Here is a 17,572-nt window from a genome sequence, read left to right on the forward strand (position 1 = left end):
CTGGCTCCGGAAGGGCAAGCGACCAGATGCGGTTTTGCGGCTATCCTCGGTGCGCCAAATGCTGGAAAATCGACACTGGTGAATGGCTTGGTAGGGCAAAAGGTCTCGATCGTTACCCAAAAGGTGCAAACAACCCGGTTCCCGGTGAGAGGGGTAATGATTGAACAGAGAGCTCAAATTGTATTGGTTGATACTCCAGGCGTATTTGTACCCAAGCGCCGTTTAGACCGCGCCATGGTTGCGTCAGCTTGGGGCGGGGCGGCGGACGCAGATGCACTTGTTCATGTTGTGGATGCACTTGCGGCTTCACGCATGCGCGAAGGGCGTGGCGATGGGGCGGATAAAAAAACCCATGAGGATGTCCAGTATGTTTTTGAAGGGCTCCAGAAACATGGTGGTAAGGCCATATTAGCTCTCAACAAAGTCGATGTCCTTGAAAGGGCTAAATTGCTTGAACTTTCTAAGTCATTTTTTGAAATTGGGATCTATGATGAGGTGGTGATGATTTCAGCTTTGAAATTGTCCGGGCTCAAGAGGTTGAAAGAATTGCTTGCGTCGCGAATGCCTGTGGGTCCATGGCTTTATCCAGAAGAGCAGGCTGCCGATACGCCGATGCGCGTCATGGCAGCCGAAATCACGCGGGAAAAAGTGTTTCTGCGCCTTCATGAGGAATTGCCCTATCAGGCCACGGTAGAGACCGATATCTGGACTGAGAAAACAGATGGCTCGGTCCGGATTGAACAAACCCTTTATGTGATGCGCGAAGGCCACAAGGGTATTGCTATTGGTAAGGGTGGGGAAACGCTTAAATGGATATCCCAACAAGCCCGTAAAGAGATAGCTGAAGCTATTGAACGTAGGGTGCACTTATTCTTGCACGTCAAAGTCCGTAAGAACTGGATTGAGGATCGCTCCCTCTATTCAGCGATGGGCTTAGACTTTGATGTTTAGGCCCATGCCATGAGCGAATGGGAAGGACGCGCCATCGCACTGGCTGCGCGACGGTTTGGTGAGAATGACGCTATTCTAGAAGTCCTTAGTGATGCCAAGGGTAGGGCTTCTGGCCTAGTTTATGGCGGTTCTGGCAAACGAAAGCGCGCGTATTTAGAGCCCGGAACAAGGCTGCATGTGACTTGGAAAGCCCGCAGCGACGATCAACTTGGATTTTTTGATCCCATTGAGGCACGCGGGGGTGGTCCTAGTGATGTGATGGATGATCGGGCAGCTTTAGCGGCTTTAGCCAGCGTTGCGTCACTATTGCTAGACGCTACGCCAGATCGGCAGGCCTGTTTAGGGCTATTTGAAGCTACAGAAATTTTACTGGACAGTTTAAGCGATAGCCAATCCTGGCCTGCCCTCTATGTCCGATGGGAAATGGGCTTGTTAGCAGAGATGGGCTATGGACTGGATTTATCACAATGCGCCTTAACAGGTACGCAGGATGATCTGGCATGGGTCAGTCCCAAAACTGGGCGTGCGGCCTCAAGGCAAGCAGGGGAACCATATCAGGATCGTTTATTGGCTCTGCCACCATTTCTGTTGGGTGGTCAAAACCGGCCACAAAGCGGCGATATTGCAGACGGATTTGCATTATTGGGACATTTCATTGCGCAAGCGCTGCTAGATCCCCTGCGCAAGCCAATGCCAGAGACCAGAGCTCGGCTCATTTTTGCGTTGGGAAAGTCAGGAAGATTATAGGGCTCAATTTCAGTATCAACACAACCTCTTTCTATGCTGAGTGCTATCGATCATGATCCATCGAAAGCTTAAGCAGAACCATTATGCAGCTTTCGATCCCTGTGCCCCATCATGGCTAACCTGGTTTCGACCATTGCGTTTGGATGCATAGAGCGCCGCATCGGCGCGCTCAATCAAATCTTGCGGTTTTTCCCCTGTTCTTCGCTGGGAAACGCCCAAGGAAACGGTTATTTTACCTAAATCCTCATTCGATGACCTACGAACCAAACGCTTACTCTCTACCGCTAATCGTATATTTTCAGCTATTTCAATTGCGGCCTTGCGATCGGCCATCGGCGCGATTAGGGCAAATTCTTCGCCACCCAAGCGCGCCACGAGGCCACTATCGGGCTTCACGCGCTCCATGACTGTAGCAACAAATTTAATCACCTGGTCGCCTGTTTGATGGCCGAATGTGTCATTGACCCGTTTAAACAAATCAATATCAGCCATGATCAAGGTGATGGGCCCCCCCCCTCGATCAGATGCTGCGAACATATCCGACATGCGCGCCTCAAACTCTTTGCGATTGGCTAGACCTGTCAGTGGATCGGTGGCAGCCTCGATACGAACTCTCTCAAGTTCACCGCGCAGCATCTCAATTTCAGCATCGGATGCGGCAAGTTTTTCTTCCAAATGCCGCGATTGGTTTGCCATTTCCTGGGTTGCATCAACCAAACCATCGACGACATCACGCGTGATGATAGCATGATCGGTTTTGGCCAATTCCTGTTTAGCAAATTCCAGTTTTTTGCTATAAGCCCTCGTTTCAAGGCCCGCTGTCTGCAAGTCTTTGCGTACCCCTGCCATTTCAGCAGCAATCCTGCCGCTAGCCTTAACCATTCTTGAGCCAATGGAAATGTCTTCAAAATAGGTAATATAAACTTGATCGCATACTTGATCATCAATCACGCGCTTTGCTTGGATCATCATTTCCATATCGGCGCGGAGTTGTTGGGGAAAAGAGCCGTGATAGGCTAACCACACGGCATAATTTTCAGGGGAAGGGGTGATGGACCGCTCCTTCATGGATTGAAGGGCTGCGTCGGCTAAGCTTATGCCTTGTTTACCATTCAAGCCTAAGGCCACACAATTCACCATCTAACCGAATTGAACGAACGATATAGTCACTTGAATATGGAGATTGCGTAAATGCACGCCCCAAGATTGACGGTGACCAATAATATTCATAAGTCCATGCGAATAAGAGGTAAAGTAGAATAAAAGTTTAAATGCACAAACTTGCTTCTGGAGTTGTCTTCATGGATGAAATGACACGTAAGATTAGCCAAGAAGCTGACATAATAGAACATATGCACCACATTCTAGCAGCCCAAAAAGCCGCACACTCACGTGATGGCGTAGCCTCAAGGGCGGTTCGTGAAGATCGCTTAGATCGCTGTATCGCTTTGTTGGTTGATCATGCAAAGCAAATTACTGATGCTTTGTCGGAGGATTTCTCGTGTCGGGCCCGAGAAACCAGTTTGATTACTGAAATTGCTAGCTCCTTAGGGCCGCTCAAGTATGCAAAGGCTCATTTGGCTAAATGGATGCGCCCAGAAAAACGCAAAACTTCACCCCTGCTTTTGGGATTGTTTGGTGCTAGGGCTGAGATTCACTACCTGCCTAAGGGTGTCGTTGGTATTATCGCTCCGTGGAATTTCCCAGTGAACCTGATTTTTGCACCATTGGCGCAGGTGTTGGCGGCGGGTAATCGCGCCATGATCAAGCCTTCAGAGTTAACGCCTAACACATCAGAGCTAATTAAATTTTTAATTTCTAAAACCTTTTCTCCAGAAGAAATCGCGGTCATCCCAGGTGGGCCTGATGTCGGACAGGCATTCTCACGCTTGGCATTTGATCATTTGGTCTTTACGGGCGGCACTGGGATTGGGCGTCATATCATGCGGGCCGCAGCGGATCATTTAGTCCCCCTTACTTTAGAGCTTGGAGGGAAGAGCCCTGTTGTTGTCTCCCGTTCCGCTGATTTGCCAACCAGTGCAGACCGAATCATGGCCGGCAAAACCCTCAATGCAGGACAAATCTGTTTGGCACCGGACTATCTGTTGGTCCCAAAGGAAAAACTGGATAGTTTGATGTCTCATTTGGTGGCCTCGGTGAATCGCATGTATCCAAGCATGCACGATAATCCTGATTATACAGCGATTATTTCGCAAGGACATTATGATCGGATAATGGCTTTGCTTTCAGATGCCCGTGCGAAGGGTGCAAAAATTGTGGAAATTAATCCGGCGGGTGAAGTTTTTTCAAGCCAAAGTGACCGTAAAATACCACCCATTTTGGTCCTTGATGTCACCGATGATATGAGCATTATGCAAGAAGAAATCTTTGGCCCACTCTTGCCAATCAAGACTTACTCAGAGCTGCGAGACGCAGTATCTTACATCAAAGCGAAACCGCGACCCTTGGGCCTTTATTATTTTGGGACCGATCCTGTCGAGCAGGATTTCGTTTTGTCCTCTACAATTTCGGGCGGCGTGACGGTCAATGATGTCATCTTCCATATTGCCATGGAGGACCTGCCGTTCGGCGGTATAGGCCCATCTGGTATGGGCTCGTATCATGGTCAGGACGGCTTTAAGGAATTTAGTCACGCGCGGGCTATCTATCACCAAATCAATAAGGATATTGGCCCATTGAAAGCACTACGACCTCCGTATGGTTCTGCCGTCAAAACCTTTTTAGCGCAGCACATAAACAAATAGGGCAGGGTCTAAATGGCTCAAGTGGGTTTGACCATCGAAAAATGGCCAACATCTATGCGACCGGTTCTAAAACCTGCTTCACAATAAGCGAGGTAAAAACGCCACAATTGGCGAAACCTCTCATCAAAGCCTAAGTCTTTAATCTGGATCCATTCTGCCAAGAATGACCGCGCCCATGCAGCCAAAGTATCAGCATATGAAATGCCGAATGCAGCTGTGCTTTGCCAAACCAAACCTGCGCGGGCAATTTCTTGTTTGAGGCGCGGGACGGTCGGCAACATTCCGCCCGGGAAAACATATCTTTGAATGAAGTCCGCACGGGTACGATAGACATCAAACAAACTTTCATCGATGGTGATGATCTGCAGGCCCGCTTTGCCGCCCGGTTTTAGAACTGAATTGACCTTGTCAAAATAGGTGGGCCAATATTCCTCACCCACCGCTTCAAACATTTCAATGGACACCACCGCGTCAAACTCGCCTTGAATATCGCGATAGTCCGTCAACTGAATATCGGTGAGATGACTAAGCCCAGCCCGATCCAGGCGCTCAACAGCATAATTGTGCTGTTCTTTGGAGATCGTTAACCCTGTGACATGCGCGCCATATTCGCGGGCAGCAAATTCTGCAAAACCGCCCCAGCCACAGCCAATCTCCAACACCTTATGGCCTGGCTTGAGGTTAACTTGTTCGGCTAGGGCGCGGTATTTATTCATTTGCGCGCTGGTGAGATCCTCACCCGCATCCTTATAGACCGCTGACGAATAAGTCATGCTGGGGTCTAGCCAGCGCGCGTAAAAGCTGTTGCCAAGGTCATAATGGGCGAGAATATTCCGCTTAGAGCCCGATTTAGTGTTTCTTTTAAGAAATTTATGCCGGAACTTATTGATCACCATCCATAAAGGCCCACCCAGAAGCAATTTGGGCATTAAATCCAAATTGCTTGAGAAGACTTCCAGCAGCACGGCCAGATCGGGCGTATCCCATTCGCCAGCCATTAATCCTTCCGCGAACCCAATGTCGCCTTGCGCCGCGACACGACGGATAAATCCAAAGTCCTTAATATGGAGTGTCGCACTTTTTCCAGGCTTATAGCCTTGAAATAGGAGGATGCGGCCATCAGGGAGTGTGACCAAAATTTGACCTTCCACGATTTTAGTCATGGCCATCGCAGCCATTTTAAAGGCCAAGGGCACGCCTCGCAGCCTGCGGGCAATAGCATGGGTTACTGGAATGGTATCAGGTAAGATTTGGTCACTCATGTGGAGATGGGATCCTACTTAGTCGCGCGAAACTGGTTGGATGAGGTGGAAGGGGTTTTTGATAATAGCGAGCACCTTTTAGTAATAGTTTCAAGGCCTCCCAATGAATGCCAACCATCACTTTAACAGTCATAAAGGGGATGGAGAAAAATGCACGCTTCAAATTCTGATCCGTCAATTCTTCTCGACGCAGTTTGAGGGTAGCGAGATGATCACGCGTCGCTGCAGCCATTTTTTCGATGACCAAAGAGAAGGTCTCAGATGTTCTGTGTAAGGCAAAGGCATAGCGCCCTGATACATCAAAAAAGGGCGAGACATGAAAAACCTTGTCTGCTTCATGGCGCTGGGTAGGCGCTTCAACGCCTGGGGCGACATAGGCATGCGTCTCACCAAACGTATTATTGACTTCATAGATCACGCCAGCAAGATCGCCGCCTCGTTGATAGGCCATAAAAACCGAAACAGGATTAAACACAAAACCCAACACACGCGGGAAGGTTAAGAGCTCTATAGGTCCGCCATCATAAGGTATATGAGCTTCCTTGAGTTTGGCTTCAACCCATGGCCGCAACGGCGCGCCATCGCGATCCCCATGATCCTTGTCATAAAAGGAAAGCGGCGCAAACCGATTATAGGCAAGCCATCGCAGATGCTTAAACTGGTGGTCAAGCCGATCCACATCCACCAAGAGCTGGTAGAGATCATAGGAGAGGCGATGTTCAAACGGCAAAAACCGTACATGCAATGTGCGGCCACGCATTAAGCCTAAACCCCGGCTATGCTTCATGACACCAATCCAAGTTCAGGGGCTAAAACGCCCAAAGCGGGTCCCGTCATGGGCGAAACTTCATCGCGTACAATATCATCATCGATAAAGTTCCAAGGGACTTTCCCACCCAGCTTTAAAGCAACCCGAAGCCCTGCGCGAAGACCATCTTCATGAAATCCGTAACCTTGCCAAGCTCCAGCAAACCAAGTTTTTTGAACGCCTTGAATATAGGCCAAGCCCTTCTGCGCGCGCGCGGCTTGGTGATCAAATTGTGGGTGCGCATAAGGAATAGTGGCAAAGACCAGATCGCTGTTAACTTCGCGGGCTGGATTTAAGGTCACAAACAAGGGGAAGTTGGGGTCAATGCCCTGCAATCTATTCATCCAATAGGTCAGTTCGATTGGGGCTTTACGATTACCACGCGCAACATTCCAACTCGCCCAAGCGGCTTTACGCTGAGGCATAAAGCTTGGATCACGATGCAGGACTGCGACATTGGGGGCATAGCGGATCGCACCCAAAATGGCTGTTTCTGCCTCTGTAGGGTCAGACAAAAGGGCTAACGCCTCATCTGAGTGGCAGGCCAAAATCACTTGATCAAACTTTTGCGTGGTGCCTTCGGCTTCAATTTCAACACCATTTTCTGTGCGCCTAATAGCGGTTACGCTACATTGCAGTTTGACGCGGGCACCCAATTCCTTGCCAATCGCTTGAACATAGGATTGCGAGCCACCCGTGACGGTACGCCAGTTTGGACGTTCAAAGTGGACTAAGCGGTGGTTATTGAAGAATTTGATAAAGCTGGCCGCGGGATAATCCAGCATGCCTTGTTCAGGTGTTGACCAGATCGCAGCCCCCATCGGCACCAGATAGCGCTCCAAAAAATGAGTAGATAGTCCAAGCTTGGCGCAATATGAACCAAGGGTGAGCTCATTCAGCAGGGGGTTATCAGCATCCTTTTGAGCTTTAGCATTGAACTGGATCATTTCGCCCAAAAGGGCCCAATGGCTCCAAGCGAATATGTTGCGCTTCCACGCAAAAAAACCCGGCACGCCATCTGAGCCCCACTCACTGCCAGGCTGCCCATCGCGTACTGAAAAGCTCATGTCTGATGGCTTGGTTTGCACCTGCAAGGCTTCAAAAAGCGCGATCAAATTGGGGTAATTGAGCGCATTATAGACAATAAAGCCAGTATCGACGGGAATGCTGGTGCCCTCATAATCGACCGTGACCGTATTGGAGTGGCCGCCTAAACGATCGGCTTTTTCAAAGACAGTGACCTCATGGACATCGCGCAATGCCCAAGCCGCAGAAAGACCACTTATACCTGTACCAATGACGGCTAGTTTCACGCCTCTTCTCCATTGTGTTGTTCTTTCAAACTTGCCAATGCAGCCAGTGCCCTTTTGCGACCCGTATCATGATCCACGATAGGATGGGGATAGGTTTGACCAAGGGTAACACCATAATGCTGCAATAGCTCTTTTGGCGCATCAAAGGGGCGGTGAATGAAGGCGTCGGGCAATTTGGTCAGCTCTGGCACGAAACGTCTCACATAATCGCCTTTTGGATCAAATTTTTCGCCTTGGGTCATGGGGTTGAAGATCCGAAAGAACGGCGAAGCATCTGCGCCACTGCCTGCCACCCACTGCCATCCAGCGGCATTATTGGCGATGTCAGCATCGACCAGCGTATCCCAAAACCATTCTTCACCTAAGCGCCAGTCTTGTAAAAGGTGCTTGATCAGGAAGGACGCAACGATCATGCGCACGCGGTTATGCATCCATCCAGTTTGATACAATTGGCGCATACCCGCATCCACAATCGGATAGCCTGTCTGCCCGCGCTGCCAAGCTCGTAAAGTGATAGGATCATGCCTCCACGGAAAAGTCCGATAAGGTGTTTTCCAGCTTTCGTCTGGAAAACTCTCGAAATGATAGATTAAATGGGTAGAGAATTCTCGCCAACCTAATTCAGATAGAAAATGCTGTCCGTCTTTAGTCAGCGTAGAATCGATGGCCATCGCATTTCGCGCGGCCAGCCAAACCCGCCTGATCGAAATCTCGCCAAAGCGTAGATGCGGCGATAACAGCGATGTCCCGTCAATGCCCGGTACGTTTCGATCGCTTTGATAGGTTTTAATTGGACCATCTAAGAATGCTTCTAATCTCTTCTGGGCGCCGACTTCACCAGGTTGCCACATGTGGGCAAGCCCTCCCGACCAATCTGGTTTGGAAGGGTGTAAAGCCCAATCCTGAAGCCGCTCACTTGGATAATCAAACGCGTCAAAGCCGAACAGTTTTGGCGTTGAGATCGCCTCTTGCGCCCAAGTATCGCACAAGGGTTGGGCTGCCTTAAAAAAAGGTGTGAAAACCTTAAAGGGCCCACCTGCCCCGGTTTTAACTTCCCATGGTTCAGAAAGTACGTTAGCTTTATAACTTATTGCATTGATTTCAATTGTATTAAGCTTAGATTTGATTGCGCTATCTAATAGTTTAGACCACGCGTAATAACGCCGGTTCCAATGCACAGTTTTAGCACCAATGGCTTGCGCCAATTGTGGAATGATCGTTTTTGGATCTCCTCGTCGCAATAAGAGCTTGAGGTCGCACGCCTCCAAATCAGATGCCAAGCTTTTTAGGCTTTGGTGCAACCACCATTTGAGTGCACCTCCTAATGGCCGCCCGGTTCCTGCACCCTCTTCAAGGATATAGATGATAACGACGGGCCCTTCCTTGGCAGCTGCATTAAGGGCAGGATTATCATCTAAGCGGAGGTCATCGCGTAACCATACCAAGGAAGGGCGTGGGGATTGGTTCAGGGGGATGGCTTGCATGCTTGCCTTACGTGGTGGGCCTGAAATTGGATTGAAGCGCGCTGTCGATAGCTTACAGAAATGAAATTCTAAGAGGCTGATTTAACCAAAACATAGGTGCCTGGCGCATCGCCCAGCACGGCACATTCCCCGTCACCTGGCACACGAGCCGGGATTTGGTTGCCTGAGCGCTCCGCAAGCCAAATCGCCCAATCTGGCCACCAAGAGCCTTTAAATTCTTCTAGGCTCTGCTGCCATTGATCCGCTGTAGCGGGCAGGTCTGTCATGGACTTGGAGGGCAACCAATGCTGGTATTTTTGTGCAGCTGGATGATTGATAACCCCGGCGATATGACCAGAGCCCGCCAAAATCATCCGTACTGGCCCGCCAAATAACTTTGCCCCACGAAAAATGGAGCGCCAAGGCGCGATATGGTCTTCTTTGGAAGATTGCATATAGACTGGGGTGGTGACGTCTTTCATTGCAAGTTTGTGACCCATTAAGCTCATCTCGCCCTTGCTTAAACGATTGTGTCGATAAAAATTATCCAGATAAAAAAGATGCAAGGCTTTAGGCATGCGCGTTTGGTCTGCGTTCCAGAAAAGTAAATCAAAGGGCTTAGGATCCTTGCCCATGAGATAATTATTGACCACAAACGACCAGACAAGGTCATTGGCGCGCAAGAAGTTAAAGGTTTCACCCATAACGGTGGCATCCAACACCCCACCTGCATGCTCAATCTCGTCCTTGATGTATTGGATCGCTGCATCATCGGTGAAGACTTTAAGGTCACCGGCTTCTTCAAAATCCGATTGAGAAGCAAAAAAAGTCGCAGAATTAATCCGATCATCGCCCGTCTTGGCCATAAAAGCCATGGTAGCTGCTAAAAGTGTTCCTCCGATGCAATAGCCCACCGTATTGATTTTGCTTTGACCCGTTGCCTTGATGACCGCGTCGAGAGCTTCAAATATGCCCAAGCGCGCATAATCCTCAAAGGTTTTTTCGGTATGTTCAACGCCGGGGTTCACCCAAGACACGACAAAGACGCTGTGGCCTTGTTCGGTCAGCCATTTCACCATGGAATTGTCTTGCCGAAGATCCAAGATGTAGAATTTGTTGATCCAAGGCGGAAAGAACAGGATCGGGATTTCAAATACGGTCTTTGTCGTGGGATTATATTGTATGATTTCAATAATTTCGCCGCGATGAATGATTTTTCCTGGGCTGATCGCGATGTTTTCGCCAATTTTAAAAGGACGCTCATCAACTTGGTTGGGTGTGAGGCGTCCATGACCACGTTTTAGGTCTTGTTCTAGATTGGATATACCTTTGACAATACTCATTCCACCTGTGCGTAACGCTTCACGAAGGGCGACTGGATTGGTCATTAAGAAATTGGACGGGGCGAAAGCGTCGGCAAGCTGTTTATGAAAGAAGCTTGCCTTTCGGCGTGTCATGTCATCAATGCCATCAACATGGTCGATCAGCCCAGTAAACCAATTGGCAGTATGCAGATAGGTTTTTTGAATCAAGTTGAACATGGGCAAGGTTTGCCAATCGGCGTCAACGAAACGCTTGTCTTTTGGCTCTTGATCGACCTCTTCGCCAAGACTGATTTTGACCGTCTCTGTCCATAAATCCGAAAAGCCGCGCCATAAATCCTGATGCGCGGCAAGCATTTTTTCCGGATTACCGACCAGACGTGTTGTTACTTCGGCAGCATAGGGCGCCAAGCCATAGGGATCAGCCCGCAAGGGGCGGGCGTCATCGGCCATGACTTCATCGACGGCTTGAACACCCAACATACCCACTTTGGACAGCGCATGACCCAGATTACGGGTCAAACTTTCTATACTCTCTAAGTTTTGCGCTTGAAGTGCCTCTAACAAGGTGGTGGCAGTAGCGGGATCGGTCGGGGGCAATTGTTCAAAGGCTGCTTGATCACCTTTAGGGTCACTAGCGGCCCTGGATATTTTCTCTGCCATAGTCTTTGTCCCAAATGCTTTGCCAAATCGCATTGATTGACATCTTTATGCACTGTTTGCCTTGCGGCAAGGTACGCAGCGGCGCATTAAAAGCTTATAGCGCTTTGTGGTACTTTCTGTCACCCTTGTTGAATTTCTAGACGTGGGCATTCCCATGTGACTATACCTTTGACAAGCAAACGCCGGGACGATCTAGTATGACCATGTCGAATGTGGATGAATGCCAAAGTGGACCAAGCAAGCAAGAAGGTTTTGCCCTTGGCCTACGCAAACTTGTGCTTCAGTTTTTGCGTAGATTGGGTTTAATGGGCATGATTCCAGCCGTAGCATGCCAATCCATTGGGACTGTTGAGGGTGCTTTGCCTGATGCCATTCGTTCAACAAGGGCTGTAGTCGTTGCAGCAGGTTATCCTGATTTATCAAAAATTCCCACAGTTCCAGTTAACCTGCCAAGTGAGAAAGACTGGATAGATTTTGAGTCTGACCTGTTAAGGGATGTCCGTCGCCTTTCATTTAAAGCGGGTGCACCGCCGCTCAGTCAGCTCGAAAGCACTCAAGCATGGGCCAGCCAAGTCAGATCAACATTGGAGGCTTCGCATATGTCTGCTCCCATCGATCCTTCTCCCTCAGACGCGACGAGTTGGGCGGCCAAAGCACGAGCGAGCATAGAGGCAGGTATCGCACGCCTGCAACCTAATTGATTGACTTTATATATCTTAATTTTTGGGACTTGCGCTTCTTGCTCAATAAAGGTCTAGCGCCATGATCGGCGAATTTTATAAGATAAAGCGTTTGCCACCTTATGTTTTTGAGGAGGTCAATAAACTTAAGGCGCGTCTGCGGGCTGAAGGCACCGATATAATTGATTTTGGCATGGGCAATCCTGATCTGCCTGTCCCTGAACATATTGTGGACAAGCTGGTGGAGACAGCACGCAAACCGCGCACCAATCGCTACTCGGCATCAAGGGGTATCGCGGGTTTGCGCCGCGCCATGGCTGGCTATTACGAACGCCGCTTTGGGGTGCATTTAAATCCCGAAACCCAAATTGTTGCCACGCTGGGATCTAAAGAAGGCTTCGCAAATCTGGCTCAAGCAATTTGCGCCCCTGGTGATGTCGTGATTGCCCCTAATCCGTCTTATCCGATACATGCCTTTGGTTTTATCATGGCAGGCGGGGTGATCCGGTCGATTGAAGCCCATAGCCCAGAACATTATTTGGCCGGGATCAGCCGCGCTGTACGCCATTCGGTTCCCCCGCCGATTGCCATGATTGTATGCTATCCAGCCAATCCGACGGCCCAAGTCGTGGAGCTTGACTTCTATAAAGAAGTGGTCGCCTTGGCGAAAAAGCACGCCATGTTGGTCATTTCAGACATGGCCTATTCGGAGATTTACTTCGATGAGAACAAGCCACCGCCCAGTATCTTGCAAATTGCAGGTGCTACGGATGTGGTTGTGGAGGTCAACACGCTTTCTAAAACCTATTCGATGGCAGGCTTTAGGGTTGGTTTCGCCTTGGGGAATGAAAGGGTAATTGCAGCTCTCGCGCGGGTGAAATCTTATTTGGATTATGGGGCCTATACGCCCGTACAAGTTGCAGCAGCGGAAGCTTTGAATGGTCCCCAGGCCTGTGTCTCAGAGATGCGCGCCATTTATAAAGCGCGCCGTGATGCCCTGATTGATTCTTTTTCCCGCGCCGGGTGGGAAGTGCCCGAACCGCAAGCCTCCATGTTTGCTTGGTCGCTTATACCAGAGAAGTTTCGATCCCTTGGCTCGGTTGAGTTTTCTAAACGCTTGGTGAAGCAGGCAGGGGTTGCGGTTGCCCCAGGAGCGGGCTTTGGTGAGTATGGCGATGACTATGTGCGCATTGCCTTGGTTGAAAATGAGCAGCGCATCCGCCAAGCAGCGCGGTCGGTTCGCAAATTTCTCTCCCAAGACAGTGGGGTGCTTTAGCGCATAAGCTAGGCATTGATCCCAATGATGAATGGCCCTTTGAGCTATAAGTGAGTGATCATGAGCATGTTGAAGATTGGCGTTGCAGGTTTAGGTACGGTCGGAATGGGCCTGTTAAAGCTAGCGTTTGGGCAAGGGCCTTTGGCTTCGGTTGTCCAAGTTGTTGGGGTATCGGCACGCACTTTGGGTCGCGTACGGGACGTGGACATTACTCACCTCACTTGGTTTGACGATCCTGTCGAACTGGCCAAAAGCCCAAATATTGATGTGTTTGTCGAATTGATAGGTGGTGCTGACGGCAGCGCCAAGGACGCGGTTGAAGCGGCTTTGATGGCTGGCAAGCATGTGGTTACAGCCAATAAAGCATTGTTGGCAGCTCACGGAGCTCATTTGGCTACATTAGCAGCAAAGCATGGCAGTGAAATCCGGTATGAAGCGGCAGTGGCAGGGGGTATCCCAGTTATCAAGGCCCTTCGCGAAGGATTGGCGGCTAATTATATCACCTCGGTTAGTGGTGTTCTAAATGGTACGTGCAATTTTATACTAACCGAAATGGATGAGTCCGGGCGTAGTTTTGCAGAAGTGTTGGCTGAAGCCCAGCGTTTGGGTTATGCTGAAGCGGACCCAAGCTTAGACGTGTCGGGTGCTGACGCGGGGCATAAATTATCGATCCTTTCTGCAATTGCCTTTGGTGGCCCTCCCGATTTTTCATCCTTGCGTCTTGAAGGCATTGAAGCCATTGAGCCGATTGATTTGGAAAGTGCCAAATTTTTGGGGCGAAGGGTAAAGCTTTTGGCCAAGGCGGCGCGGGTTGGATCCTTCATTGTACAATCTGTACGCCCAACTTTATTGGGACAAGACCATCCAATTGCGCGTGTTAATGGCGCGCTCAATGCAGTGGTCATTGATGCGGATCCAGTAGGCCGCTTGTCCTTAGTGGGCGCTGGGGCAGGGGCTGGGCCAACGGCTTCGGCCGTAGCGGGTGATTTGATCGATTTGTCGCATCAGGACACGCGGCCTGTGTTCTCTGGCCCCGGCCAAGCAAACTCAAGGTTTTTGCCTAACCAGCAAGGGTCAGCCATCTCTAAATTTTATGTACGACTTCGGGTAGCTGATCGCGCCGGAACCATTGCCAAAATCACCGATACACTGGCAAAACACCTTGTTTCTATCGAAAGCTTCCTGCAGAAGCCACCCGAAGATGCCGCCCGGGTGCCCATTGTTCTGACGACGCAACCCATGGCGGAAGGGGATTTGTTTAAAGCCATGGCCGAATTGTCGCGCTTGGAAATTATGGTTGAACCCCCAATTCTGATGCCCTTGGAAGATTAATGATCGCGATTGATACGCTCGCCCTCTAACAAAGTTGGACCAGTAATGACCATAACTTTACCCCTTGAAATCGCTGCTGGCGCGCTTGTGGCGACCGAAGCTGCTGCCATCGCCTCCTATCAAGGTATTGGGCGTGGTGATGAGAAGGCTGCCGATCAGATGGCCGTTGACGCCATGCGCAGGGGCCTCAATGCCATGGCTATGAAGGGCCGGGTTGTCATTGGCGAGGGGGAACGTGATGAGGCCCCAATGCTGTATATTGGCGAAGAGGTTGGAACCGGGCAGGGGGGCGAATATGATATAGCGCTCGACCCCCTTGAAGGGACCACATTGACTGCCAAAGCCATGCCCAATGCATTAGCTGTGCTGGCCATTGCGCCTAAGGATGGGCTTTTACACGCGCCAGACACTTATATGGATAAGATCGCGGTCGGCCCGGGTTATCCTGCGGGCGTTGTTGATATAGATAGATCACCGATTGATAATGTTATGGCTTTGGCAAATGCCAAGGGTGTGGCGCCCCATCAGATCGGAGTTTGTGTGCTGGATCGGCCACGACATAGCTCGATCATTGAAAGTTTGCGCGCAGTTGGTGCACGCATTCATTTGATCACAGATGGCGATGTCGCTGGGGTCATATATACGACTGACCCAGATACTGGGATTGATCTCTATCTTGGTCAGGGTGGTGCGCCTGAGGGGGTTTTAGCTGCGGCAGCTCTAAAATGCGTCGGCGGGCAATTCCAAGGCCGCTTGGTATTCCGCAATGAAGATGAAAAAGCTCGTGCGCGCCGCATCGGCATCACTGATTTAGGTCGCACCTATCTTTTGAATGAATTGGTCTCAACCGATGTTATATTCTCAGCAACCGGGGTCACGAATGGCGCTTTGGTGGCTGGGGTCAAGTCCACGCCAAAGGGGTTTGTAACGGAGACTTTGGTCTTGGATTCGGCTAGGAAGACCGAGCGAATCGTGCGGACCATTCATCTTGCATAATAAGATGCCCAGCGCATTTTTGGGTATTGAGTTAAGCTTAACTGGCAAGCGGTGGAACCAACGTTGCCCGCCATCACGCCTTCATCATGATCTTGGTCCCTTAGAAGAGGGGGTCAGACGGTTAGGAATCGCTCCGCTGCAAGCCAAATTGCTTGTCGCCCGTGGTGCTACCCCAGAGACTGCCTATCGCATTTTGTCGCCGCGCTTAAAGCATGAGTTGCCGGAGCCATTCTCGCTCATTGACATGGAAAAGGCAGTCACCGCGATCTTAAATGCCGTGCGGTCCAAGCAAACCATCACAATCTTGGCTGATTATGACGTGGATGGCGGAACCTCAGGTGCGCTATTGCTGGGTTGGTTCCAAGCCTTAGGGGCAAATGCCAATGTGTTCGTGCCTGATCGCGTTGTGGATGGGTATGGCCCTAGCCCAAAGATCGTCAATAAAATCAAACACTCTGGCACCGATTTGCTGATCACCGTTGATTGTGGTGCCGCCGCGTACGCGGCTTTGGAAGAAGCCGCTCGAATTGGACTGGAAGTGGTGGTGTTTGATCATCATTTGATGCACGATAAGCCCCCGCCCGCTTTGGCTGTGGTCAATCCCAATCGCAGCGATGATGGTTCCGGGCTAGGCCATCTGACAGCTGCTGGGGTGGTGTTTGTGGCACTGGTTGCCCTTAACCGCGCGGCCCGTGCACAGGGCTTAATGGACGGCTTACCACCCTTTGACCTATTGGCTCGGCTGGATTTAGCTGCACTTGGCACTATTTGTGACGTCGCCCCCTTAATCGGCTTAAACCGTGCTTTGGTGGCGCAAGGCCTTAAAGTACAAGCGCAATTGAGCAATGTTGGCTTAGCCGCTCTTGCGCAGGCGGCCAAGCTTAAGGATCCCGGCAGTGTTTATGCATCAGCTTGGGTGTTTGGTCCTAGGCTGAATGCCGGGGGGCGGGTGGGGGATTCCTCCCTTGCTGTGCGTCTTTTGTCCACCACGAACAAGAATGAAGCTCAACAATTGGCTGAGGAATTAGAAGTCCTCAATGCAGAACGTCGCGCGATTGAAGCCAATGTTCTTGATGAAGCTATTGCCCGGGTTGAACGTGGTGAAGCAGGTGCCTTAGACGGTCCACTATTGATGCTGGGGGCTCCTGGCTGGCATCCGGGCGTCATAGGCATTGTTGCAGGACGGCTTAAGGATAAGTTTCACCGCCCAGTGATTGTGATTGGGTCTGCTGATCTGGATGATCCGTTGGCCAAGGGATCTGGACGTTCTATTCCAGGTGTCAATTTGGGTGCCGCGATTGCAGGTGCTGCACAAGCCGGAACGATTATTGCGGGTGGTGGCCATGCGATGGCTGCAGGCCTCACCATGGCCTTTAGTGACATAGAAGCTGTTCATAGTGACCTTTCAAAGCGACTGAGTGCTGAGGCAACCGCGGTAGGTGATCGGCGGGATTTGGATATAGACGCTTTGCTTAGCTTGGATGCGGCGACATTAGAGCTTTTGGAAGCTTTGGTGGATGTTGGCCCATATGGGGCTGGATGGCCAGAACCGGTATTCGCCGTAGCCAATGTTCGCCCCTTCGCGGCAGCTCAGGTTGGCACAAACCATGTTCGCTTGATGATGGAAGATCAAAGCGGTGCCAAAATCAAAGCGATTGCGTTTCGAGCTCTTCATACTCCCCTTGGAGATGCCTTAATGGGGCGAGCACCTTTGCATGTCGTGGTTCGTTTTAAAAAAGATGACTGGCATGGCGCTAATCGGGTTGATTGTGAAATCATGGATGCAAGCCCTGCATCTTAACAGCATCCAGCGCTTGCTTGTAATAAGTGACCTTTGTATAGAGCGCGGCTTGCACTCAAGATTGGTGCATTATGGCCCCTTCGTCTATCGGTTAGGACGCCTGATTTTCAATCAGGAAAGACGGGTTCGACTCCCGTAGGGGCTGCCAGCCATTTATACCACCCTCGCATTTTTGTGTCATCCACTCCTGTTT

The 17,572-nt window shown here is 50.4% G+C and carries 14 protein-coding genes and 1 tRNA gene; 9 read left to right on the forward strand and 6 right to left on the reverse strand.

The genetic code is table 11. From position 1 onward, the window contains the following. Entirely contained in the window at window positions 1–951 is a 951-nt protein-coding gene (gene era / locus PsB1_RS00085; protein ID WP_284358639.1) for a GTPase Era, read from the forward strand. Between the two features lie 9 nt (window positions 952–960). Continuing rightward, the gene (recO, locus tag PsB1_RS00090) at window positions 961–1,698 is read left to right on the forward strand and encodes a DNA repair protein RecO (protein ID WP_284358332.1); all 738 of its coding nucleotides are present in this window, start codon (window positions 961–963) and stop codon (window positions 1,696–1,698) included. Between the two features lie 81 nt (window positions 1,699–1,779). Here recO and PsB1_RS00095 read toward each other — a convergent pair whose 3' ends face one another. Then, complete coding sequence (locus PsB1_RS00095) at window positions 1,780–2,826, reverse strand: GGDEF domain-containing protein (protein WP_284358333.1); 1,047 nt, start codon at window positions 2,824–2,826, stop codon at window positions 1,780–1,782. A gap of 182 nt (window positions 2,827–3,008) precedes the next feature. Between PsB1_RS00095 and PsB1_RS00100 the strand changes: the two genes are divergently transcribed. After that, on the forward strand, window positions 3,009–4,463 hold the full coding sequence (locus PsB1_RS00100) for a coniferyl aldehyde dehydrogenase (RefSeq protein ID WP_284358640.1): 1,455 nt from the start codon (window positions 3,009–3,011) through the stop codon (window positions 4,461–4,463). Between the two features lie 17 nt (window positions 4,464–4,480). Here the strand turns inward: PsB1_RS00100 and PsB1_RS00105 are convergent, their stop codons facing one another. The 5 genes from PsB1_RS00105 to phaC all read right to left on the reverse strand — a co-directional run bounded on the left by PsB1_RS00105 (window position 4,481) and on the right by phaC (window position 11,294). Beyond that, window positions 4,481–5,725 (reverse strand): SAM-dependent methyltransferase, encoded by a 1,245-nt coding sequence (locus PsB1_RS00105; RefSeq protein ID WP_284358334.1) that lies wholly within the window; start codon window positions 5,723–5,725, stop codon window positions 4,481–4,483. Beyond that, the gene (locus PsB1_RS00110; RefSeq protein ID WP_284358335.1) at window positions 5,718–6,512 is read right to left on the reverse strand and encodes a DUF1365 domain-containing protein; all 795 of its coding nucleotides are present in this window, start codon (window positions 6,510–6,512) and stop codon (window positions 5,718–5,720) included. Before PsB1_RS00110 ends, PsB1_RS00105 begins: the two co-directional genes overlap by 8 nt. After that, window positions 6,509–7,846, reverse strand: a complete 1,338-nt coding sequence (locus tag PsB1_RS00115; protein ID WP_284358336.1) for an NAD(P)/FAD-dependent oxidoreductase — start codon at window positions 7,844–7,846, stop codon at window positions 6,509–6,511. Before PsB1_RS00115 ends, PsB1_RS00110 begins: the two co-directional genes overlap by 4 nt. Continuing rightward, window positions 7,843–9,330, reverse strand: a complete 1,488-nt coding sequence (locus tag PsB1_RS00120; protein WP_284358337.1) for a cryptochrome/photolyase family protein — start codon at window positions 9,328–9,330, stop codon at window positions 7,843–7,845. Before PsB1_RS00120 ends, PsB1_RS00115 begins: the two co-directional genes overlap by 4 nt. A 68-nt stretch (window positions 9,331–9,398) precedes the next feature. After that, window positions 9,399–11,294 (reverse strand): class I poly(R)-hydroxyalkanoic acid synthase, encoded by a 1,896-nt coding sequence (phaC, locus tag PsB1_RS00125; RefSeq protein WP_284358338.1) that lies wholly within the window; start codon window positions 11,292–11,294, stop codon window positions 9,399–9,401. 197 nt (window positions 11,295–11,491) lie between these two features. Here phaC and PsB1_RS00130 point away from each other — a divergent pair, with 197 nt between their 5' ends. The 6 genes from PsB1_RS00130 (at window position 11,492) to PsB1_RS00155 (ending at window position 17,527) form a co-directional block, all read left to right on the forward strand. Beyond that, a complete protein-coding gene (locus PsB1_RS00130) occupies window positions 11,492–11,995 on the forward strand; it encodes a hypothetical protein (RefSeq protein WP_284358339.1) in 504 nt (167 codons plus the stop codon). Between the two features lie 61 nt (window positions 11,996–12,056). After that, on the forward strand, window positions 12,057–13,250 hold the full coding sequence (locus PsB1_RS00135; protein ID WP_284358340.1) for an LL-diaminopimelate aminotransferase: 1,194 nt from the start codon (window positions 12,057–12,059) through the stop codon (window positions 13,248–13,250). A 60-nt stretch (window positions 13,251–13,310) separates the two neighbouring features. After that, a complete protein-coding gene (locus PsB1_RS00140; RefSeq protein WP_284358341.1) occupies window positions 13,311–14,582 on the forward strand; it encodes a homoserine dehydrogenase in 1,272 nt (423 codons plus the stop codon). Between the two features lie 45 nt (window positions 14,583–14,627). Then, window positions 14,628–15,578, forward strand: a complete 951-nt coding sequence (gene glpX, locus PsB1_RS00145; protein ID WP_284358342.1) for a class II fructose-bisphosphatase — start codon at window positions 14,628–14,630, stop codon at window positions 15,576–15,578. 4 nt (window positions 15,579–15,582) lie between these two features. Beyond that, window positions 15,583–17,379: a single-stranded-DNA-specific exonuclease RecJ gene (gene recJ / locus PsB1_RS00150; protein WP_284358343.1), complete on the forward strand. Its 1,797-nt coding sequence runs from the start codon at window positions 15,583–15,585 to the stop codon at window positions 17,377–17,379. Window positions 17,380–17,452: 73 nt separating this feature from the next. Then, window positions 17,453–17,527: transfer RNA gene (locus tag PsB1_RS00155), tRNA-Glu, on the forward strand. Window positions 17,528–17,572 lie beyond the last annotated feature (45 nt).

Source organism: Candidatus Phycosocius spiralis, from assembly GCF_030158815.1.
GTDB classification, from domain to species: Bacteria; Pseudomonadota; Alphaproteobacteria; order Caulobacterales; family Aquidulcibacteraceae; genus Aquidulcibacter; species Aquidulcibacter spiralis.